This is a genomic window from Natrinema sp. CRL1 (genome assembly GCF_059162405.1).
Window position 1 is genome coordinate 29709 of the sequence record NZ_JBLVOY010000003.1, and the last position, 20769, is coordinate 50477.

At 63.4% G+C, this 20769-nt stretch carries 22 protein-coding genes and 1 pseudogene; 18 read left to right on the plus strand and 5 right to left on the minus strand.

Translation table 11 applies throughout. From position 1 onward, the window contains the following. The first annotated feature begins 66 nt into the window (after nucleotides 1–66). The 7 genes from hisC (at nucleotide 67) to ACJYUO_RS11035 (ending at nucleotide 4960) form a co-directional block, all read left to right on the plus strand. Nucleotides 67–1221 carry a histidinol-phosphate transaminase gene (gene hisC / locus ACJYUO_RS11005; RefSeq protein WP_494345421.1) on the plus strand — a complete coding sequence of 385 codons (1155 nt, stop codon included), beginning with the start codon at nucleotides 67–69 and terminating at the stop codon, nucleotides 1219–1221. After that, nucleotides 1218–1772 carry an adenylate kinase family protein gene (locus tag ACJYUO_RS11010; RefSeq protein WP_494345422.1) on the plus strand — a complete coding sequence of 185 codons (555 nt, stop codon included), beginning with the start codon at nucleotides 1218–1220 and terminating at the stop codon, nucleotides 1770–1772. Before hisC ends, ACJYUO_RS11010 begins: the two co-directional genes overlap by 4 nt. Beyond that, a complete protein-coding gene (locus ACJYUO_RS11015) occupies nucleotides 1769–2383 on the plus strand; it encodes a CDP-alcohol phosphatidyltransferase family protein (RefSeq protein WP_494345423.1) in 615 nt (204 codons plus the stop codon). Before ACJYUO_RS11010 ends, ACJYUO_RS11015 begins: the two co-directional genes overlap by 4 nt. Before the next feature lie 87 nt (nucleotides 2384–2470). Beyond that, a complete protein-coding gene (locus ACJYUO_RS11020; protein WP_083902832.1) occupies nucleotides 2471–3016 on the plus strand; it encodes a multiprotein bridging factor aMBF1 in 546 nt (181 codons plus the stop codon). Nucleotides 3017–3086: 70 nt separating this feature from the next. Further along, nucleotides 3087–3731 (plus strand): triose-phosphate isomerase, encoded by a 645-nt coding sequence (gene tpiA, locus ACJYUO_RS11025; protein ID WP_494345424.1) that lies wholly within the window; start codon nucleotides 3087–3089, stop codon nucleotides 3729–3731. Between the two features lie 90 nt (nucleotides 3732–3821). Then, nucleotides 3822–4253, plus strand: coding sequence for a DUF8159 domain-containing protein (locus ACJYUO_RS11030; protein ID WP_494345425.1), 432 nt, complete (start codon nucleotides 3822–3824; stop codon nucleotides 4251–4253). 68 nt (nucleotides 4254–4321) lie between these two features. Further along, the gene (locus tag ACJYUO_RS11035) at nucleotides 4322–4960 is read left to right on the plus strand and encodes a toll/interleukin-1 receptor domain-containing protein (RefSeq protein ID WP_494345426.1); all 639 of its coding nucleotides are present in this window, start codon (nucleotides 4322–4324) and stop codon (nucleotides 4958–4960) included. On the opposite strand, the gene ACJYUO_RS11040 is transcribed toward ACJYUO_RS11035, so the two are convergent. Further along, nucleotides 4933–5667, minus strand: a complete 735-nt coding sequence (locus ACJYUO_RS11040; protein WP_494345427.1) for a J domain-containing protein — start codon at nucleotides 5665–5667, stop codon at nucleotides 4933–4935. The genes ACJYUO_RS11035 and ACJYUO_RS11040 overlap by 28 nt on opposite strands. Nucleotides 5668–6129: 462 nt before the next feature. Between ACJYUO_RS11040 and ACJYUO_RS11045 the strand changes: the two genes are divergently transcribed. The 3 genes from ACJYUO_RS11045 (at nucleotide 6130) to ACJYUO_RS11055 (ending at nucleotide 8137) form a co-directional block, all read left to right on the plus strand. Continuing rightward, nucleotides 6130–6555, plus strand: coding sequence for a DUF3054 domain-containing protein (locus ACJYUO_RS11045; RefSeq protein WP_494345428.1), 426 nt, complete (start codon nucleotides 6130–6132; stop codon nucleotides 6553–6555). A gap of 296 nt (nucleotides 6556–6851) precedes the next feature. Further along, a complete protein-coding gene (locus ACJYUO_RS11050) occupies nucleotides 6852–7067 on the plus strand; it encodes a DUF8015 family protein (RefSeq protein ID WP_494345429.1) in 216 nt (71 codons plus the stop codon). Nucleotides 7068–7138: 71 nt separating this feature from the next. Further along, a complete protein-coding gene (locus ACJYUO_RS11055) occupies nucleotides 7139–8137 on the plus strand; it encodes an ornithine cyclodeaminase family protein (protein WP_494345430.1) in 999 nt (332 codons plus the stop codon). A gap of 54 nt (nucleotides 8138–8191) precedes the next feature. Here ACJYUO_RS11055 and ACJYUO_RS11060 read toward each other — a convergent pair whose 3' ends face one another. The 3 genes from ACJYUO_RS11060 to ACJYUO_RS11070 form a co-directional block, all read right to left on the minus strand. Then, the gene (locus ACJYUO_RS11060) at nucleotides 8192–9448 is read right to left on the minus strand and encodes an inorganic phosphate transporter (RefSeq protein ID WP_494345431.1); all 1257 of its coding nucleotides are present in this window, start codon (nucleotides 9446–9448) and stop codon (nucleotides 8192–8194) included. Between the two features lie 123 nt (nucleotides 9449–9571). Beyond that, nucleotides 9572–11020 carry a zinc ribbon domain-containing protein gene (locus ACJYUO_RS11065; RefSeq protein WP_494345432.1) on the minus strand — a complete coding sequence of 483 codons (1449 nt, stop codon included), beginning with the start codon at nucleotides 11018–11020 and terminating at the stop codon, nucleotides 9572–9574. After that, nucleotides 11020–12198, minus strand: coding sequence for a thiolase domain-containing protein (locus tag ACJYUO_RS11070; protein ID WP_494345433.1), 1179 nt, complete (start codon nucleotides 12196–12198; stop codon nucleotides 11020–11022). The genes ACJYUO_RS11065 and ACJYUO_RS11070 overlap by 1 nt, the downstream gene beginning before the upstream one ends. Nucleotides 12199–12383: 185 nt before the next feature. Here ACJYUO_RS11070 and ACJYUO_RS11075 point away from each other — a divergent pair, with 185 nt between their 5' ends. Then, nucleotides 12384–13382 carry a DHH family phosphoesterase gene (locus ACJYUO_RS11075; RefSeq protein WP_494345434.1) on the plus strand — a complete coding sequence of 333 codons (999 nt, stop codon included), beginning with the start codon at nucleotides 12384–12386 and terminating at the stop codon, nucleotides 13380–13382. Between the two features lie 31 nt (nucleotides 13383–13413). Here the strand turns inward: ACJYUO_RS11075 and ACJYUO_RS11080 are convergent, their stop codons facing one another. Beyond that, a complete protein-coding gene (locus ACJYUO_RS11080) occupies nucleotides 13414–13878 on the minus strand; it encodes an Hsp20/alpha crystallin family protein (RefSeq protein WP_494345435.1) in 465 nt (154 codons plus the stop codon). Between the two features lie 152 nt (nucleotides 13879–14030). Here ACJYUO_RS11080 and ACJYUO_RS11085 point away from each other — a divergent pair, with 152 nt between their 5' ends. The 7 genes and pseudogenes from ACJYUO_RS11085 to ACJYUO_RS11115 all read left to right on the plus strand — a co-directional run bounded on the left by ACJYUO_RS11085 (nucleotide 14031) and on the right by ACJYUO_RS11115 (nucleotide 20758). After that, nucleotides 14031–14720 (plus strand): type 1 glutamine amidotransferase domain-containing protein, encoded by a 690-nt coding sequence (locus ACJYUO_RS11085; protein WP_494345436.1) that lies wholly within the window; start codon nucleotides 14031–14033, stop codon nucleotides 14718–14720. Nucleotides 14721–14829: 109 nt separating this feature from the next. Beyond that, nucleotides 14830–15231, plus strand: a pseudogene (locus ACJYUO_RS11090) (PhoD-like phosphatase N-terminal domain-containing protein); the annotation flags it as partial. A gap of 95 nt (nucleotides 15232–15326) precedes the next feature. After that, entirely contained in the window at nucleotides 15327–16574 is a 1248-nt protein-coding gene (locus ACJYUO_RS11095; RefSeq protein WP_494345437.1) for an alkaline phosphatase D family protein, read from the plus strand. Nucleotides 16575–16996: 422 nt separating this feature from the next. Then, nucleotides 16997–17173 (plus strand): hypothetical protein, encoded by a 177-nt coding sequence (locus tag ACJYUO_RS11100; RefSeq protein ID WP_494345438.1) that lies wholly within the window; start codon nucleotides 16997–16999, stop codon nucleotides 17171–17173. 129 nt (nucleotides 17174–17302) lie between these two features. After that, the gene (locus ACJYUO_RS11105; RefSeq protein ID WP_494345439.1) at nucleotides 17303–17842 is read left to right on the plus strand and encodes a hypothetical protein; all 540 of its coding nucleotides are present in this window, start codon (nucleotides 17303–17305) and stop codon (nucleotides 17840–17842) included. A 4-nt stretch (nucleotides 17843–17846) separates the two neighbouring features. Further along, on the plus strand, nucleotides 17847–18791 hold the full coding sequence (locus ACJYUO_RS11110) for a tyrosine-type recombinase/integrase (RefSeq protein ID WP_494345440.1): 945 nt from the start codon (nucleotides 17847–17849) through the stop codon (nucleotides 18789–18791). Between the two features lie 1805 nt (nucleotides 18792–20596). Continuing rightward, nucleotides 20597–20758 carry a hypothetical protein gene (locus ACJYUO_RS11115; protein ID WP_494345441.1) on the plus strand — a complete coding sequence of 54 codons (162 nt, stop codon included), beginning with the start codon at nucleotides 20597–20599 and terminating at the stop codon, nucleotides 20756–20758. The last annotated feature ends 11 nt before the right edge of the window (nucleotides 20759–20769 follow it).

The window sequence follows — 20769 nt, forward strand, 5'->3', positions numbered from 1 at the left end:
CGGGCCACGCGGCGCGACTGATCATATGTAAGCACCCTTAAGAGCCACGGGAAACAGGATTCGCGTATGCAACCGCGCGACCTGTCCGATCACGTCGCATACGAGGCGGGTCGAGGCATCGAGGAGGTCGCCCGCGAACTCGGGCGAGACCCCTCGGAGTTCGTCAAACTCGCCTCGAACGAGAACCCGCACGGCCCCTCGCCGGCCGCCGCCGTGGCCATCCGCGAGACGGCCTCGAGCGTGAGTTCCTACCCCAAAGCCGCCCACGCCGACCTCACGAGCGCCGTCGCCGACCGCTGGAGCGTCGCCGACGAGCAAGTCTGGCTGGCAAACGGCGGCGACGGGGCGATCGATTACCTCCACCGGGCGGTCCTCGAGCCCGGTGACAGCGTCCTCGTTCCCGCGCCCGGCTTCGCCTACTACGGGATGAGTTCCCGGTTCCACCATGGCGACGTCCGGGAGTACGCCCTCGATCGCGAGGACGACTTCACACAGGACGCCGAGACGGTCCTCGAGAGCTACGACGGCGACCGGCTGGTCTTTCTCACCAGCCCGCACAACCCGACCGGCTCGACGATCCCGCTCGCGGAAGTCGAAAAACTCGCCGACGCGACCGACGACGAGACGCTGGTCGTCGTCGACGAGGCCTACGGTGAGTTCGCAGACCGGGACAGCGCCGTCGCCCTGCTCGAGGGCCGAAACGGGTTCGAGGCCCGCGACGACGTCGCGGTCCTGCGAACGTTCTCGAAGGCCTACGGGCTGGCCGGGGTCCGACTCGGTTACGCCGTCGTCCCCGGAGAGTGGGCCGACGCCTATGCCCGCGTGAACACGCCCTTCGCGGCGAGCGAACTCGCCTGCCGGGCCGGGATCGCCGCCGTCGACGACGACGAGCACGTCGAGCGCACCGTCGAGACCGCCCGCGAGTCCCGCGCGTACATGCGCGAACACATCGACGCCCACGTCTGGGAGAGCGAGGGCAACTTCGCGCTCGTCGACGTCGGGGACGCCTCGGCCGTCGCCGAGGAGATGCAACAGCGGGGCGTCATCGTCCGCGACTGCTCGAGTTTCGGCCTCCCGGGCTGTATCCGTATCACCTGCGGCACCGAGGCCGAGACCGAACGCGCTGTCGAGACCATAAACGACGTGCTCGCGGATCTCGACCTCGAGACGGGGCCGTCGGACGAGGCCGACGATCCGGACGCGGAGGTCGTCGACTCATGAGACTCGCCGTTACCGGCACGCCCGGCACCGGGAAAACGACCGCGACGGAACTGCTCGAGTCCCGACTGGCCGATGCGGACACCGACGACGGAGACGAGCCGACCTCCGGTCTCGAGGTGATACACCTCAACCGAATCCTCGAAGACGAAGAACTCTACACCGAGGTCGACACCGACCGCGAGAGTCTGGTTGCCGACCTCGACGCGTTGGGTGAGCGCGTTGCGGGCCGTAACGATGTCGTGATCGAATCGCATCTTTCCCATCACGTCGACGCCGATCGGGTGGCAGTGTTGCGGTGTGAGCCCGCGACGCTCGAGGAGCGACTGCTCGAGCGCGGCGAAACCGAGGCGAAAGCGAGCGAGAACGCCGAGAGTGAGGCCCTCGACGTGATTCTCTCGGAGGCCGTCGAGGAACACGGCCTCGAGTCGGTCTACGAGATCGACACGACCGACCGCGAGCCGGCGGCCGTCGCGGACGCACTTCAAGCGGTCGCGGCGGGCGAGCGCGAGCCGAGCGCCGGCGAGGTCGACTTCGTGGGGTATCTCACATGACGCTCGATAAGTTCCGCCCGTACGTCTCGCGGTTCCTCGACCCGTTCGTCAAGGGCTTCGACCGCGTCGGGATGACGCCAAACGGCGTGAGCGTGGTCGCGTTCGGGATGGCGATTCTGGCCGCGGTCGCGTTCGCACTCGGCGGGCTCGAGGACCCGATCTGGTATGCCGTGGCGGCGGCACTCGTGTTCTTGAACGGCTGGCTGGACATCGTCGACGGCGCGCTCGCGCGCGAACAAGAGGTCGCGTCGGCCGGGGGCGACCTGCTCGACCACGTCCTCGATCGGTACGCCGACATCGTCGTCATCGCCGGGCTGGCCGCGGGACTCGAGGACTACCTCCTCGGCTTCGCCGCCGTGACCGGCGTCGTGATGACCTCGTATCTGGGCACGCAGGCCCAAGCCGTCGGGCTCGACCGGGTCTACGGCGGCCTCGTCGGTCGGGCAGACCGGCTGGCGATCATCGGCATCGCCGGCTTCCTCGCGTACCCGCTGGCGGGGACGACGCTGGCCGGGCTCTCGCTCGTCGGCTGGCTGCTCGTCTTCCTCGCGGTCGTCGGCCACCTGACCGCGCTCCAGCGGTTCTATCACTCCTGGGCCGCCCTCGAGTAATCCCAGTTTTCACCCCGTTTTCCGGTCGTTTCGTCCGGCTGCAACCGCGCCGCATGCTTTATCCCTTACCGGGATATAGGGTCTGTCATGGTTCAGTGCGAGATGTGTGGGGCCGAGACGTCGTCCCCGAAAACCATCAAAGTCGAGGGCGCGAAGCTAGATGTGTGTTCGGACTGCACGGACTTCGGCACTGAAGTCAAAGACACCTCGAGTTCGAGCTCGTCGACGAAGTACTCGACCGGGTCGAGTTCGTCCTCCTCGAGCGGGGGCGGCCAGTCGTCCGGCTCGAGCGCGAGTTCCTCGAGTTCGGGCGGCTCGAGCCAGCGCCGCTCGGACATGTTCGACGACATGGACGAGCTCGCGACCGATTACGACGATCGTGTGCGCAACGCCCGCGAGAACAAGGGACTGAGCCAGTCCGATCTCGCGAACGAACTCAACGAGAAGGCGAGCCTAATCCGCAAGATCGAACGTGGCGACACGTTACCAAGCGACAAGGTCCAGTCCGAACTCGAGGACTTCCTCGAAATCTCGCTGAGCGCACAGGGCGGCTCCGCGGACGACACGGAGTGGTCCGGCGGCTCCTCGACGGGGAGTTACACGCTGGGCGACGTGGTCAAGCGAAAGGACTGACCGACTGTCGTCGCCGCGATCGCGTCGATGACTCGCAAGCTATTTCTTCCGTGCGGGTGCGGTTGCCGATATGTTCGTCCTCGTTAATCTGAAGACGTATCCGTGTGACCCGGTCGAAGTTGCGGACGCCGTCCGCGACGTCAACGAACGTACTGACGCCCGACTTGCCGTCGCGCCGCAGGCGGCCCATCTCGAGCGGGTCGCCGAGACGGGCGCGGAGACGTGGGCTCAACACGTCGATGCGATCGAGCACGGGAGCAATACCGGCCACGCGCTCGCCGAGAGCGTCGCCGACGCGGGCGCGGTCGGCACGCTGATCAACCACTCCGAGCGACGGCTGAAACTGGCCGATATCGACGGCGCGGTCCGGGCGGCCGAACGCGCGGACCTCGAGACGGTCGTCTGTGCGAACAACCCGGCCCAGATCGGCGCGGCCACGGCGCTCGGCCCGGACGCCGTCGCCGTCGAGCCACCGGAACTCATTGGGACCGGAACGCCAGTCAGTCAGGCCGATCCCGACATCGTCGAAGACGCCGTCGAGGCCGCGGCGAACGTCGATTCCGAGGTCTCGGTCCTCTGTGGAGCCGGTATCAGTACGGGCGACGACGTCGTCGCCGCCGGCGATCTCGGTGCCGAGGGCGTCTTGCTCGCCAGCGGCGTCGCGAAGGCCGATGATCCCAGCGCGGCCCTCGCGGACCTCGTCGAACCGCTCTGAATCGCCGCGACGGCCACGAGGGCCCGGCGGCCGCGGCGGACGGCGTCGACCGCCGACCGACTTTTCTCCGTCCCCGCCGAAGGTGTGTCCATGTCTGACAACGGTAACGAAAACGGGGAGGCGGCCGCGACCGCGACGGGGGAGCGATCCGTCGCCGTCACGCTCGAGAACCGGTTGATGAGCCACGGGCTCTACTTGACCTCGTTTTCGTGGATGGACGCGACCGAGCCGCCGGGCGAGGACGGAGCCGGAATCGAACTCGAATACGAGGCCGTCTCCGAGGTGCCCGCGGTCACGAGCGACGAGGTCGGGGCCGTCTTGCGGACGCTCCTGACGATCGGCGACGAACAGGAGTGGACGCCCGGTCGACTCGAGGTCACGTCGCTGACGACCGACGGCGACATCCGCGGCTGGTGGTACGTCGAACGCGAGTGGTTCGACCGACTCGGCGACGAGCTCTCCCAACTCGAGTTTTCCCAATACGTCCTGGATACCGTTAAAAATCACCGAAACGAACGGTAGGCCGGTTACAACCTCTCGGAGAGATAGATTAATGATGGCGCATACGCCTGTGTATCGTAGACGATCCCATGACCGGAGAACAGGTGTACGTTTCTCACGCGCCCGGCGATCTCGCCCTCGTTCAGAACCTGTTCTCGACGGTCAAGAACTTCCCCTTCGGTGTACATATCGCACTCGAGGAGATCGAGTCCGGCCGGTCGCGAAAACGACTCGAGGGGCGACTCGCCAACAGCGATCTCGTCGTCGCGGTGTTGACCGAGGACGCGGCCGGAAACCGGTGGATCGAACAGGAAATCGGCTACGCGGTGGCGAAAGGAATTCCCGTCTTACCGCTTCACGACGAGGGAACCGATCCCCACGGCTACATCGGTGACGTCGAGGGCGTGACGATCGATCGCGGCGACCTCACGGTGACAATTTTCAACCTGCTCTGTCGGCTTCGGGGAGCGCTCGCCCCGTTGGGGGCGCTGTCGGTCCCGAACTGGTATATTCGGTTCCCGTGTACGGTTCCCGACTGCGGGCACCCGGTCACGCTCGAACTCGAGTCCGGACAGACGAAACTCTGGAAACTCCACAGTCACGGCAAACTCCTGACGGCGGCCTGTGACGCTTGTGAGTCGACGTACTACTTCAATCCAGCCACGATCGGCTTCATCAGCCGCGAGGACGGCGGGGAGACTCAGTCGTCGTCTCGGAGCCGCTCGTAGGCTTCGGTGACGAGTTTGAACGCCGATTGACTGCCGCTTTCTCGGTCCGGGTGGGCGCGTTTGACCTGCGCGTGAAACGCCTCGCGGACCGCCTCGTCGCTCGCGTCCGCGTCCACACCGAGCACCTCCCGGGCCCGCTGTTTTCGCATGGCGACGTCGGTGATGATCCCCTTCTCCTCGGCGTCGGCTTTGCAGTCGGGACACAGCCGTTCGGTTCGCTCGTCGATCGTGGTGACTCGAAAGCACTCGACGGAGACCAGTTCCCGACACTGACTACAGCGGTTCCGGTCTCTCTGTGGTTCCGTCGAGTCGGTTTCGTCGCCGGCCGTCTCGCCGGACCCGGTCGTTGTCAACGAGCCGTCGGCTCGAGCAGTGTCTGCGTCGGTTGCATCCGCGTCAGCGCCGTCCGAACCGCCGTGACCCGGCGCCTGGGCCACGCAGGACGGACAACACGACAGAACCGTTCCGTCGTCGAGTACGATGTCCTCGAGCTCGGCCGTGAGACAAGGGTCGGTACAGCCGTCACAGGTGTCCCGACGCTGATCGAGCGAGTCGCCTTTTCGTGCGGCCGCTCTGGCGTGGGGCGTACACTCCGGACAGCAGACGACCTGCTCGCCGTCCGGCATCGTCACCGTCGTCAAATCCTCGAGCTCGACCGTTCGACCGCACCCGTCACAGCCGGCCCGACGGTCGCCGACTACAGCCATTACGCGAGCGGTTCGGGTTCGTCCCATATTAGTTCTTCTGCTGACAGTCACCCGTGTGGTCATGTTACGGGTTGGCCGTCGTTTCGCTTCGCCCAGGAACTGAGCTCGCGTCTCGAGCAGGCCGGTCCAAGCGGGCGGTGTAGGATCCGCTTACCGAACGAGAGGTGTGTGGGAGATAGCGATCGCTGCTGAACGGTGTCGATAACAAAGTACTCGCCCGCCCATCGACCGGTCGTGCGAGGCGACCCTCGCACGGAGACGCGCTGTCCGATGGACGGCACTCGGCGGCCGCCCGTCGCCGAGTTCCTCCTCTCCTGTCAGGGATCGCAGTGACCGTCTCGACCGAGACGGGTTTGGTCGCAACTCGACCGAATTCGTCTCGTGACTTTCGTTCGCCGGGCTCGTTCCCGTCGTGTGGGCAGAATCGGGAAATCAATAGGACCTCGGCCCCGAGGGTCGCGTATGGATACGGCAGTTCAAACCGAGGCCCGCGATAGCCCGACGGGCCGGGAGCGAGTCGGTACCGCAGCGGTCGACACCGTTCTCGTCGCCGGATTCGTCCTCTTCGGCCGCATCGAACACGGCGGGAATCCGATCGCCGAACCGCTCGCCTCGCTCGAGACGATCGCGCCGTTCGTGATCGGCTGGCTCGCTGTCGCGCTCCTCGCGGGTGTTTACACCCGCGACCGTCCCGTGGGACGTGACGGCCTTCGACTGACGGCCGTGGCGTGGATCGCGGCGGCGAACGTCGGGCTGATGCTTCGGGCCTCCCCGTTGTTCGAGGGTAGTGCGACGTGGCCGTTCCCGCTTGTCATTACCGGGTTCGGACTACTGATTTTGCTCGGCTGGCGACTCGGCTACTCCCTGTACCTATCAGTAACGGGGTAATTCTTTGAGCCGGCGATCGACGCCGATAACGTGAACGAGAGTAGATGTATAAGAGAAATAGAATATATTCGCACCGTGGTAGAGAGAACGCCTCTGCTTCTATTTTCTGGCGGGTAGCTGTGATAGGTTTACGAATACGAACGGCTCGAGCTCCAATATATCAGTATCCAGAATTTTAATAAGCAACTCATAAGTTATGAGTATGTATCGCTGTGGATACCCGTTAGAGATCCGTCTACCATGAACCGATTATGGGAAACACTTATATGGCTATTCCTCATACTATAGAATACATTATGACTGGATATTACGACATTGTTCTCGGCCTCATCCCAGTCGCACTGCTCGGTATCACCGCAGCCCTGATGGTCGTCGGACTGTCTCTGACTACGGCGGTGCCGCTCGGTTCACTGGTCGCGATGGGAATTATCGGGCACGCAATGTTCGTCAATACGCCAGCAGACTCCGCCGACGAGCCCCGGTCCGCGCGCCCGCCGATCAACGCGGACTAACCTCGCTGTCTCTCCGATTCTCTCCTCTCGCTTTCGGTTGTTTTTCCTGCTGCCGTTCCGTGGACCCGAGTATGACCGATACCCTGTTTCTGACCAGCGGGACCGTCGCCGACCTCGCGACACCGGCCGAGTACGTCGACGCCGTCCGCGAGGGCTACCGCCAGCGCGGTAACGGCGCGCCCGCCCAGCCGCGATCGAAGTTCCTCCGCGCCGATCCCGAGGGCATGCTCACGAGCTATGCCGCCGTGCTCCCCGAGACCGGCGCAATGGGCGGCTACATGTACAGCGCCGGCTTCGGTGCCGGTGACGCGTGGTTCATGACGCCACTGTTCGACGCCGAGAGCGGCGCGCCGCTGGCCCTGCTCGACGGCGCGAGCATGAATCCGTTCAAGACCGGTGCTGCTGGAGCCGTCGCCGTCGACGAACTGGCCCGCACGGACGCCGACACCCTCGCGATCATCGGTAGCGGCGCGCAAGCTCGAGGTCAACTCCGCGCGACCGCGACCGTCCGGTCGTTCGACGAGGTCCGCGTCTACTCGCCGACGCCCGCGAACCGCGAGGCCTTCGCGGCCGACTTCGACGCCGACCTCGAGGCGAACGTTCGTGCAGTCGACTCGAGTCGCGTTGCCGTGACCGGCGCGGATGTCGTGATCACGGCGACGAAAGCGAATGAGCCGGTCTTCGACGGCGACGATCTCGAGCCCGGCACCCACGTTACCGCGATGGGCCAGTACTCGCCGGACAAGCGTGAACTGGATACGAAAACCATCGAACGGGCGACTTACGTGCCCGACCTCCGCGAGCGGGCGACGGTCGACGCGGGCTCGTTCATGCAGGCGCTCGAGGCGGGCGCGATCACCGAGGACCACATCCACGCCGAGTTAGGCGAGATCGTCGCGGGGAACGCGCCCGGTCGGACGAGCAACGACGAGATCACTGTCTTCGACAGCGGCGGGACAGGAATCGAGACGGTCGCCGCGGCCTACATGCTCTACGAGCGCGCCAGCGAACGGGGGCTCGGCCAGACGATCGAGTTCGCACCCGCGAGCGAGGCGCTGACGGGCGACTGAACGCTCGAGAGCGTAGTTTTGGACGACGCAAGCTACGGGTCGAACGAGACGCAGTTACGTTATCAACGAAAACAGGACGTACGCGCCGCTGAGCGACAGCACCGGCGTGAGTACCCAGAGGACGACGATTCGGGCCGTGGCCGCGGGGTCGAACAGGCTTTCGGCGGACAGTTCGTCCGGTCGTTCCTCGCCGATTGGCGGGACGCCGCCGTCAGAAACCTGTTCGTCCGGATCGGGGGTGTCCCCCTCGGAGAGTTCGCCGACCGTCGGACTCGCGGGCGTATCGTCGTCAGCGTCGGTCGGTGAGGCCGTAAGCGAACCCGTCGTCAATTCCGGAGCCGGCTCCTCGCCCGGAGTCGGCGTCGCGATCTCGACGAGCGTCCGTGCGCGACTCGCTCGGCCCCAGCCCAGACCGATGATACAGGACGTCGTACTCACCGCGAGGCTGGCCGGGATCCCGAGCCAGGAGAGGATCGTGATGACTGTCGCCCCGATCGTCGAAACGATGAGCGCTGCCAGGATCGGGAGGTCGGTGATGTCGTTGCCCACCGTCGCCAGCGTCCGTCGGGCGATCGTGAACCCGCCGAGGCTGATCGACCCGACCGCCAGGAGGATCGCCGGATCGGCAGCGAGGCTCCCGCTCCCGACCAGCGGCGCGACCGCGTTCGCGGCGTTCGACGCCCCGGCGCTGAACCCCATGTAGCACGCGATCACGACGACCAGCGTCGCCCCACCGATGTCTCTGGACGCCGCGTTCTGATTGATCCTCGGCCGGGGAATCCGTCCCCGCGTATCGATGGCGATCAACGGGTCCCGCAGGCGACCGAACGAGAACTTGGCGTCGAGATAGGGGTAGAGATACCGGCCGATGATGGCCCCCACCGAAGCGGCGGTCAAGGGGGCGACGATCCACGCCGAGAGGATGGTGAACATCAGGGCGGCGTCGAGCGTTCTCGTCGCCAGCCCGAGTCCGACGATGGCACCGACCGCGGTCATCGATGTCGACGCCGGAACGCCGTAGGCGTTCGACACCAGGAGGGAGAGCCCGGTGAAAAAGAGGACGCCCACGCTCGCTTCGGGCGTGAAGACCGCCGCATCGACGATTCCGCTGCTCATCGTCTCGATGACGTTTCGTCCCACGGTCCACGCACCGATGAACGCGAAGATAGTGAAAAGCGCCGCGGCGGTGACTTTCCTGACGATCCGACTCCCGACCGCCGGTCCGAAGGCGACCCCCGTCGAGGAGCCGCCGATGTTGTACCCGACGAACACCGCCACCAGCAACCCGATGACGAGCAATGGCTCCGCCATGCGCTGTTCTTTGTGGGAGGCAAGGAGAAACCCCGCCCCTTAGGGCCGGATTACATCCGTCGACCACGATGCCGACGCCGTCGGCAATCGAGGCAACGGATTCGGCGACGGAACTCGAGCCCGTTAGTCGCTCGCGGGTCGAATCTTGAACCCGTAGCGAGTGACGCCTTCCTGCGTGTAGATCCGGCGAATGGTCGTCTCGATGCGGTCGCCGACCGCGAACGCGTCGGGATCCGCGTCGGTGCCCATCGCTGGGGCGCTGACGGTCTCGTTGCCGTCCTCAGTCTCGAGCGCGACGATCGCGGCCGCGTAGTCGCCCGATTTGGCCTGCTGTTCGGCGAACTCGGGCGGCGCGCCGCCCTGTGAGATGGTCGTGACGGCCTCGATGGTGCCCTCGCCGGCGAGTTCGAGGGGCTCATACTCGGCGAGTGCCCCGCAGTCGTCACAGGCCCCTTCCGGCGGGAACGAGAGCGCGCCACACGCCGAACAGCGGCCGGCCTCGAGCCGGTAGCGCTGGGGCAGCGACCGTTTCCACGAGGGGACGCTGACGTACGCGCCGCCGCCCGATGGCGGGCCGGTGGTCACGACGCCGCGCTGGCGCAGGTATTCGGCGTAGGAGAGCGGGTCATCGCCCTCGAGTGCGGTCACAGCCGGTACGTCCCCGTCGCTCCGTTGCGTCTCCGACGCAACGCTGACGACGACCGCGTCCGCGCCCGCACCGCTGCCGTGGGAGACCCCCAATACCGACCCGTAGCCGTCCGCGAGCGCCGTCGCCAGCGAGACTGGGACGCTCGCGGCACCGAGGTCGCCCAACTCGTGAACCGTCGCGGCCGCCTGAATCTCGTCGGTGCTCACGCCGGCCGCGCCGGCGGCGCGGTAGGGGAGCTTCCCGTCGGGTGCCTGAATCGCGGCTGCCTCGGGCTCGGGCTCGACCTCGAGCCCGTCGACGGCCCCGCCGATCGTCTCGGAGAATGCCTGCCGATCGTACTGGGTGACGCCCAGTCCCCGCGTCTCGTCCTCGCCGGTGTTGCGGAACCGGGTTCCCGGGTACGGCGCGGAATACTCGGCGCGGTCGGTGATTTCGGCCGGACCGTCACGCTCGAGGACGAACGCCGCAGCGCCGGCTCCGGCGGCGTGATCCATCCCGTCGTCGGGGTCGCCCTTCGGCGCGTCGGCTGTGACGACCAGCGCGGTGGTCGAGTCGGCTTCGAGGGCGTCGAGGCCGGCCCAGAGCGCGCGGGTGCCGGCGCGTGTGCTCCCAGTGAATACCTGTCCGGTCGCCGACTCCGAGAGCGCGAGCATCGCGCCAAGCCGGGCAGTCGGGTCCTCTTCTGCCGCTGGCGGCCGCGACGAGGCGAACCCGAGCCAGTCGATTTCGGCGGGGTCTGTCTCGGCCGCCTCGAGCGCCCGCGTCGCGGCCTCGTACCCCATCGTCAGGGCATCCTCGTCGGCCGAGGGGACGGCCTTCCGGGTGACGCCGGCGGCGTGGAACTGCCCCCACGCTTCCTCGAAGGCCTCGCTACTGATGCGGAACCGGGGCGCGTACGCGCCGACGCCAGTGATCGCGCTCATCAGGCGCTCACCTCCTGTTCTTTCTCAAACACGTGAACGACGGCGGCACCACCGCTGCCGCCGACGTTGTGGGTCAGCCCGCGAGCGGGGCTCTCGACCTGTCGCTCGCCCGCTTTTCCGGAGAGCTGTTTGTAGGCCTCGACGACCTGGCCGGCACCCGTCGCGCCGATGGGATGGCCCTTGGACTTGAGGCCGCCGGAGGTGTTGACGGGGAGGTCGCCGCCCAGTTCGGTCGCGCCGGACTCGATCAACTGGCCCGCCTCGCCCTTTTCGCAGAAACCGAGGTCCTCGTAGGCCAGCAGTTCGGCGATGGCGAAACAGTCGTGGACCTCCGCGAAGTCGAGATCGTCGGGCTCGACATCGGCCATCTCGTAGGCCGACTCGGCGGCCCGCTGGCTCGCGGGAACGCCGGTGTAGGTATCGCGCTGGAAGAGGCCGACGTTGTCGCTGCCGGCACCGACGCCGGCGACCCGGATCGGATCGTCCGTGTACTCATCGACCACGTCCTCGCTGACGATCAGCGCACAGGCCGCGCCGTCCGAGGTCGGACAGCAGTGATAGAGGTTCAGCGGGTCCGCGACGACCGGGGCGGACTGGGCGTCCTCGAGCGAGCACTCGAATCCTAGCTGCGCGTGGGGGTTCTTGGCCCCGTTCGCGTGGTTTTTCACCGCGACCTGCGAGAGGTGTTCGCGCGTGGTGCCGTACTGCTCCATGTGGACGCTGGCCATCTGGGCGTAGACGCCGGAAAAGGTGGTTCCAGAGAGGCGCTCCCACTCGGTCTCCCCGGAGACGCCGAGCCAGTACTTCGTCGCGTCCGAGCTCATGTCGGACATGATCTCGAAGCCGCCCGCGAGGACGACGTCGGCCATCCCCGATTTGACAGCTTGGACGGCCTGTCGCACCGCGAAGCCGCTTGCCGCACAGGCGTTTTCGACCCGCGTCGTCGGCACGCCATCGAGGCCCACGTGTTCGGTCACCGCCGGCCCGGAGAGCCCGAGTTGGCGGCCGCCGACGCCGAGATTGCCGATGACGGCCTCGTCGATATCTCCGCCCTCGAGTCCCTTTGGCACGCTGTCAGTCGCTGCGTCGAACGCCGTGCGGAACAGGGATCGGTAGCTCTGGGAGGGAAAGGCTCCATAATCCGACTGCCCCGCGCCGACGAGGTACGCGTCTCGCATACCCGCTCTTCGGGGAGCCGCTGTAAAATAAGTGTACACTCGCTCACGGTCGATTATCACAAACGCACCGCGGCGTGACGGGGCGGAACGGGGCGAAGGAGATCGTGTTCGAGCACGGATCTGTGGCATTCAGGCGTACTGAGACGCGACACGGGATTCAAGCGTCTCGTTCACGTACCTCGAGTATGTCCCGCGCGGCAGCGCTCGTGGCCGCCCTCGAGACGACCGACTCGCTGGCGATCGTCTGTCACGACAATCCGGACCCGGACTGTCTCGCCAGCGCGCTCGCGCTCGAAGCGATCGCTCGCGAACACGACGTGGCGGACGTGACGATCGCCTACGGCGGGGAAATCTCCCACCAGCAAAACCGCGCGTTCGTCAACCTACTTGATATCAGCCTCCAGACAATTTCGGAGGTAACACTCGAGGAGTACGACAGCGTAAGTTTCGTCGATCACAGCAGTCCGGGCGCGAACACGGAAGTCCCGCCCGAGGTTACCCCTGACGTCGTCGTCGACCACCACCCCGGCGAGTCGGCCGCCGCCGAGTTCGAGGACGTTCGCACCGACTACGGCGCGACGGTGACCATCTTCGTCGAGTACCTGCGGGAACTCGAGATCGATCTGACCACACGACTCGCCTCGGCGCTGCTCTTTGCGCTCCACCGGGAGCGACTGGACTTCGTTCGCGAGCCGACCCGCCGCGAGTACGAGGCCGCGCTGGCGGTCTACCCTGACGCGGAACTCGAGACCCTCGAACAGCTGTACGGCAGCGCCTTTTCGCCGGGAACGTTAGACGCCATCGGGCGGGCGATCGCTAGCCGGGAGCGCCGGGGCTCCTCGCTCGTCGCAAGCGCCGGAAAAACGACCGAGACGGACGCGCTCCCGCAGGCGGCGGACTATCTGCTCAACCTCGAGGGAGTCAACACGGTTCTGGTCTACGGCATCGTCGACGACGTGATCCGCCTGAGCGGCCGCTCGATCGACCCGCGGGTCCACATGGGCGAGACGTTAGCGGAGGGGTTCGACGAACTCGGCGCGGTCGGCGGCCACCACGACATGGCTGGCGGCCGGATCGAACTCGGGCTGTTCGCCGACGAGGGCGACGACACCGACGAACTCCTCGAGTTCGTCGGGGGACGACTCACCCACCGGTTCTTCGACGCCTTGAACCTCGACGATTGATACGGCCGGTCGCCCGATACGAGTACACGCCTCAGTCGATGTCGATCGACCGGGCCTCGTCGTCCGGCTCGTGTTTCGGCAGCCGGATCGTCAGGATGCCGTTATTGACACTCGCCTGTACTGCGTCGTCGTCGACCGGTTCGGGGAGGCGAAGCTGCCGACTGAACGATTTCGTCTCCCGCTCGCGTCGGATGTAGTTCTCTTCTTCGCTTCCCAGTTCTTGACTGTGCTCTCGCTGGCCCGACACGGCCAGCGTCTGCCCGGAGAGGCGCAACTCGAGGTCGTCGTTCTCGTAGCCGGGAACGTCGACCGTGACGACGAACTCGTCGCCCTCGTCCGCGAGGTCCAGACTCGTCTCCGCGCCGCTCATCGAGAGATCGAGTTGGCTTCGGTCGTCGACTTGCGTTTCCCACGACTTTGCCGCCGTCTCGATCTGGCGGTTCAATCGCTCGAGCAGTTCGTCGATACCGTCGAACGGGCGGGGTCGGTCTGCCATGGTATCTCTTCTCGAGTGTAGGGGGTCGACGGCGAAAAAGGCCACCTCAGGCCTGTGTGATTGTCTCGCACGCTAATATGTTCGGAGCGGGACTTGCGGCAGAACCGAGGGGTGGGCTGGTCGTTTTTAGGTTCCCGACCGTAGGGTGGGGTATGACGGACGCACTATTCGTCGTCAGCGAAGAAGGGTATTGGGGAGAGGAATGCGTCGAGCCGCTCGAGACGCTCTCGGAAGCCGGCGTCGAAATTACGGTCGCGACGCCGTCGGGAAGCCCGCCGGTCGTCGACGAGCGCTCGATCGATCCCGACGAGGTCGGCGAAGAGACCGCCGAACACGTCCGGGAGGTCGCGGAGAACGACGAGCGGCTGAATGACCCGATCCCGGTCGCACAGGCCGACGCCGAGGGGTACGACGCCGTCGTCTTCCCCGGCGGACACGGGACCGCGTGGGACATCAACCAGGACAAACACGCCCGCCAACTCCTCCGGGACGCCGTCGAGGGCAACGGCAAGGCGCTCGTCGTCTGCCACGCCGTCGGCATGCTCGGCTTCGCCCGGGACAGCCACGGGGCGTTCATCGTCAACGGCCGCGCCGTAACCGGCTTCCCCAACGAGTGGGAGGAAGGCATCGTCGACGAACAGGATCGCATGCCCGACGGCCGCAAGCTGCCCTACTGGGTCGAGGACGAAGTGAAAGCCGCCGGCGGCAACTGGGACGCCGAACTCGAGGCCGACACCAGCGTCACCGTCGACGGCGACCTCATCACCGCTCGCGGCCCCGGCTCCTCGAGCGCCGCCGCCGAGACGCTGCTCGAGGAACTCGACATCGAACTCGAGGCCTGAACGGCGACTGAGCCACTGATTTTCTGGTTTCGGTTTCCGGTCCGCTCGAGACGCAGTAACCGGAACGCCGATCCATAGACATACAACGGCGGCCTCGACACGGACTCGTATGGCGGAGGACATCGATCTGGGCGGGCGCGACGAGCCGCTACGGTCGTCGGACGACCACGCCGAACTCTTATCGGAACTCGATTCCCACGATCTGGCGGTCGCGGCCGACCCCGAGAGCGATTCGAATGGATTCGAGTACGACCCGGATGCAGACCCAGACGCGGTGTTTCCCCAGTCGGTCGCCAGCGGCGGGCCGACTCCCTCCGGGGTCCTCCTCTGGACGCGACTCGCGCCCGCGGCGTTCGACCCGGACGAGCGGCTGGGCGTGCGCGTGGCCCGCGATCCCGATTTCGACGATATCGTCTACGAGGGAGCGGTCACCGACGCCGAGCGGATACGCGCCCACGACTACACGGTCAAAGTCGACCTCGACGGCCGATTGGAGCCCGACAGCGAGTACTGCTATCGGTTTTATTATGCCGGGACGGCCTCTCGGGTCGGCCGCTGTCGGACCCTGCCGGCGGCCGAGGACTCGCTTTCGTCCGTTGGTTCGCGGTGCTCGCCTGTCAGAACTATCTCAACGGCTACTACCCCGCGCTCGGCTACGTCGCTGACGAAGCCGTCGACTTCGTCGTCCACGTCGGCGACTTCATCTACGAGTCCCAAGACGGTCACTTCAAGGGACTCGGCTCGTACGACTACCCCGGCCGCGAGAAGGCGTTGCCGAGCGGCAACGGCCGCGTCTGGGGGCTCGAGGACTACCGGTACCTCTACCGCACGTACCGGAGCGATCGGTTCATGCAGGAAGCCTTGGAGAATCACACGCTAATCGCCGGCTGGGACGACCACGAAATGGTCAACGACCTCTATTGGGACAAGCGGACGGACGCTCCCGCTGGCGATCACCCGCGCGGAGATGACCCCGAGTTCATGACCGGGCTCGTCGCGGACGCGATGCACGCGTGGTGGGAGTACATGCCCGCTCGGGTCAACTACGACCCGAACGGAGAGACGCTGCAGGATCGGTTCCAGCTCTGGCGGTCGTTCGAGTTCGGGGACCTCGTGACGCTCGCGATGACCGACGAGCGGCTGTTTCGCGACCCGCCTCGAGAGGCGATTCCGACGCCGGACAACGTCGGTCCGAACCGGGAACCGCCCGGGCGGACGATGCTCGGCGAGGAGCAACGCGAGTGGCTGATCGACACCATCACCGGCTCCGACGCGACGTGGACGGTGTGGGCCGACGAGGTCCTGACCGTGCCGTTCCGCATCGGGTCTGGCCCGCTCTCGCTGTACCCCGTGCAGGGCGGCTGGGACGGCTACACGAGAGAGCGCATGCGGATCACCGAGGCGATCGCGGACGCCGACGTCGACAACTTCGTCACGCTGACCGGCGACATGCACTGCTACGTCGCCGCCTACACCAAGTCGTCCTACCCCGGGCGAGTGACCGGCGGCGAGGGCGTCGCACAGGGTGACCGGATCGGCGTCGAGTTCATGACACCGGCCGTGACCTCGCTCAACGTCGCGGAGGCGCTGCATCTCACACGGGGGTGGCGGCGGCGACTCACCGAACCGCTCCTGTCGTGGCTGATCCCGGCGATGAACCCCCACATCGAGTTCTTCGACAGCCACCACTGGGGGTACTCGGTGGTCGAATTCACCCGGGACGCGTGTACGTACGTCGGATACGCCGTCGACAAAACGACGAATTCACCGGACGCCGACCGCTCCGTCGTCGCCGCGTATCGCGTTCCGAACGGTGAAGTCGACCTCGAGGACGTTACCGACGAGCATCGGTGAGCAAGCCCGGCACAGGCACGTTCGTTCAGGCGAGCTACCAATCCCCAAGGCCATTTCTCCCTGTTCGTGTAGAGCGATTCACATGCCGGCAATACGAACACGGGGGCTCACGAAACGGTACGGTGCCGGCGACGTACCGCTCTCCCTGTCGAAGCGGTTCGCTGCCGTCGTGCTGGCGGTCCGGATCGTCGTTCCGGTCGCGGTCGACTACCGGCGCTCGAACGGGCCGACCCGAACTGAGTCCGCTCGAGACGGAGCCGGCCATCAGCGGCGATCCGCGGGCCATCGCTCGTCGCCGCGAGGGTGGCCGACTGCAGTCTGCGCCGTCGGTCGATTTCCGGGTATCTCGGCGTTCCGACGGCTAAGGTCCCCAACGAGCGACGAATCGAGTGAGTTATCAGCGCCGGTTCCCGAGCACAGTCGTGGGTTCCGCCCGATCGAACACGTCCGACCGCTCCAGTTCGTTGCAGAGTCGCGGCTATCACATCACCGTCGACGACGGCCGCGATTCCTTTTTCGCACTCAGTATCGAGGATCCGACCAGCGAGGACGCGTGGCTCATGTCTGACACCGTCGTCTCGCTCGAGAAAATGCGGTGACCGCTGTGGTGTTCCCCCCACTCCGATCGAACTCGCGCTCGCCTTGGCACGAATCAGTCCCATTATAATGTTGGATTATTGAAAACTACTATATAGCTGCGCCCCATATATCATATTGTGGTCATAACAATGACCGATAGAACACAAATCAATCTCGCAGTAGGCGAGGAGCAAAAGGAGCGTTGGACCGGATATGCAGACGAAACTAACCAAAGTCTGTCACGACTCATCCGGTACTCAGTTGAGAAAGAAATCGACGGTGGTAGTGAGCATGGTGGCGGCTCTGACGAACTCGCAGAACACCTCTCTGAACTAAGCGAAGGAATCCAGAAGATGACCGGGCGAATGGATCGAGTGAACGGGCGACTGAATGACCTCGAGCGTGTAGTGAAGCAGGATTCCCCAGAGGTCTCTGAGTTGGCTAACGATGTCTTCGAAGTTCTTCCCACCGAAGGGGAGCTTGTCACGGAGACACATGAGTCAGTGATTCCCTCGAGCGACGAGGGTGGGATTGGTCATGTCGTGTCTGGTCGTGTGGATCATATCGCAACTCGGCTTGGTGTGAGCGAGACGAAAGTAGGGGAGGCCCTTCAGAAGTTGCAGGATGATACGGCGTTAGTCGAATCGAAGTCAATCAGCGGCCACACTCGATACTACAAGGAGGTTTAAGAGGATGCAAGAAGCCGCTGAGAGGTATCTCCGCCGAGTGAAGGGGATCAACAGTGAAGGCACCTACGGCCAGAAGAAAGCGGCCCTCGAGAAGTTTGATAACTGGGCGGCAGACCGTGGATACGATGATCTCACTGAGTTGGGTCCGCTCGAGGTTGAGGAGTTTTTCATCTGGATGAAATCCGAAGGATACGCCCCCAACACAATCGCAGTGAAGTACAACACTCTGCACACGTTCTACGGTACGCTTGCAGGGAAGTTCGATATGATCGAGGAGTCGCCCTTTGAGGACTTGGACCGGAGCGATTATATCTCACAGAACACCCGAAAGCATGACGAAGCCGACATCGTGTACGTCACCGAGGAGGAGAAAGAGAGACTGTGCGAAAATGTCCCCTCGCCTACCTTCCGTAACGAGCTTATTATCCGTCTGATGTGGCAGACTGGTGTTCGCTCCGGCGAATTGGCTGGGATGAAGCTATCTGATGTTGACCGAGACAAGCGGAGCATCTCCGTCTGGAGTCCGAAGACCAAGAAGAGTAGAACGGTGTTCTATCAGCCGAAGCTGGATTTCTATCTCGAGCAGTGGCTTGACCGGGGGCGCAGAGACTCCTACACTCCAGCTGAAGACTCTCAGCACCTCTTTATCACGGAACGCTCGGAGAAGCTGGGGAAGTCAACGGTCAATAACAAGATCGTGAAGCCCGCCGCAGAGAGTGCCGGTGTTCAGGAAGTTTTGTACACTGATCAAGCAGGCAAGAACCGTCACCGGATCACCGCTCATGCCCTTCGACATGGTCACGCTGTTCATGCACTGAAGAAAGGGATCGATGTTCGCACGGTGAAGAAGCATCTCGGCCACTCCAAACTCGAGATGACTATGAGATACCTCCAGCTGATTGACGACGACGTGAAGGAAGCGTACGAAGGTTTCGGGGCAGCGGATTAGTCAGCTTCCTTTTCCACTTGGATGATTTTACTGGTGAACGGTTCTTTGGCTGATCATTAGGATTCCATCGTCCCTCACTCAACCGTCTGAGAAACGGCGTGAGCCCGGTTAGTGACGATGCCAAGGAAGCATGGTTTTAGGGTAGCAAATGAGACAGTCCCCCGGCGAACATTTATATCAGTCCCAACCTTACATGACCGTGGTCACGGGCCTCGTCCGCCCACTGGACCGAAGCAGCCGTTGTAAGCCCCTACGAGGACACGACCACCTCTCCGGCCTACACTCGCCGGATATCAAATAGGTTCCACCGGAGGTGGACATTAGTGAATATCGTGTATCTCCCCTAAAATAGCCGCACTACCGGGTGAGTAACCCGGTATCCATGTGGTATCGGGCGGACGAACATCCGGTCGGAAGGCCGGAAAAGAATCCTCAACCGTGCAACGCGGACCTTCGCAGGTCCGTGGGAAGGACGGGGCCCCGGAGTCCTCGCCGAGTGACAACACTCCTTGGCTTGACCGAGCTAAGGGGTGGGGAAGCTCAGCGAGAGATACATTTAGTCGCCGCAAATTCGAAGCGCAGATTCAGGCTGAGTTCTGGTTACTATTCCTGATAGTTCTGTTCTCATACCTATGGGATCAGATGAATGAGCCGGTTATTTGGGGTTTCACTCCAGTATCTATCTTGGGATTATCTGCCATCCTTTACATCCTCCACCATCAGGGATATGATGCGATCCACATGATACTCACCCTTATCGCATCTCGGCTGATGCCTACTGGTGGCTCGTAACGGTTCACGCCTCGAGAAATAGATATCAGCCGTGTGAATAATATCCAGTGTGATTAACAATCTGCTTCAGATTCCTGCCTATTTCGCTCGAGAATGATCGCCATCGCATCAACATCGAAGTCAGTCTCGGAGCAAATACACATATGCGCCTCGAGAACGCAGGATTCCGGAAATACCGATCCACATGGACACTCAAGATTTTCTGGCGATTGTCCTTCATTGATTTCTATAGGTTCCTGACTGTCAGAAGCTGACATATACATCAGATATTATGGTCCAATAGATATCAATTAATCGGTCAAAACGCTTATTGATGCAATAATTCGCTCAATAACTGCATAACGGCACCATTACGGAGAAAACCGGTTCAAGATCCCGATTAATCCCGCTTAAACGGGGGGATAACACCCCCTAAGAGGTCGTATTCCGGTACTAATTACGGCCCAAGTTCAATAAATTCATTCAGGATAGGTCTACGAACCAACCGGCTGGATAACCATCTATTCAGGACATTATCTTATTTTGGTGTAAAACATACTGGATCACCATAGGGGAAACCGTGTAAGATATACTCTTGAAAAAATTTAATTGATGTGTAGACAAGTGAGATTGTAGTATTCGGTATCAGTAAGAACACTGCTGAGATTCATAGGGATAATTCTGATAGCGGTACTGACGGGGGAAGCTGTGAGACGAGATGTTACAGAACTCGAGACGCACGATTTGCATCGCAGCCAGTAGATGAGATAGCCCGGTTCACAGCCGACGAGAGACGGTCTTTTGGTGATATATAGTGATAGTCAGAGATAACGGCGAAACGGTACAGAACGGCGTATAGAGGGATCGAAACCGGCGCTATGGGTTCTACAACATCGGATTCTCTGAGATCCATGTTCAGTATTTAAAGGAACATCACCATTTGACGCCCACAGTTGAGAGTAATATGCAGCTATGTTACTCACCCAACGCCCGTGAAATATATAAGACGGAGACCATTATGATGAAATAAGAACATGACGGAATGGATATCTCTTCCAGCCCACCCGGAAACCCGAGATAGGATACGGCAACTCAAGCCCGAAGGCGAGAGGACTACGAATACTGGAGTATCCACTGACGAAATCATCAACCAAGCACTCGATGCACTCGAGGAGCAGGAGCTGGGTGACGACTAAGCGACAATGAA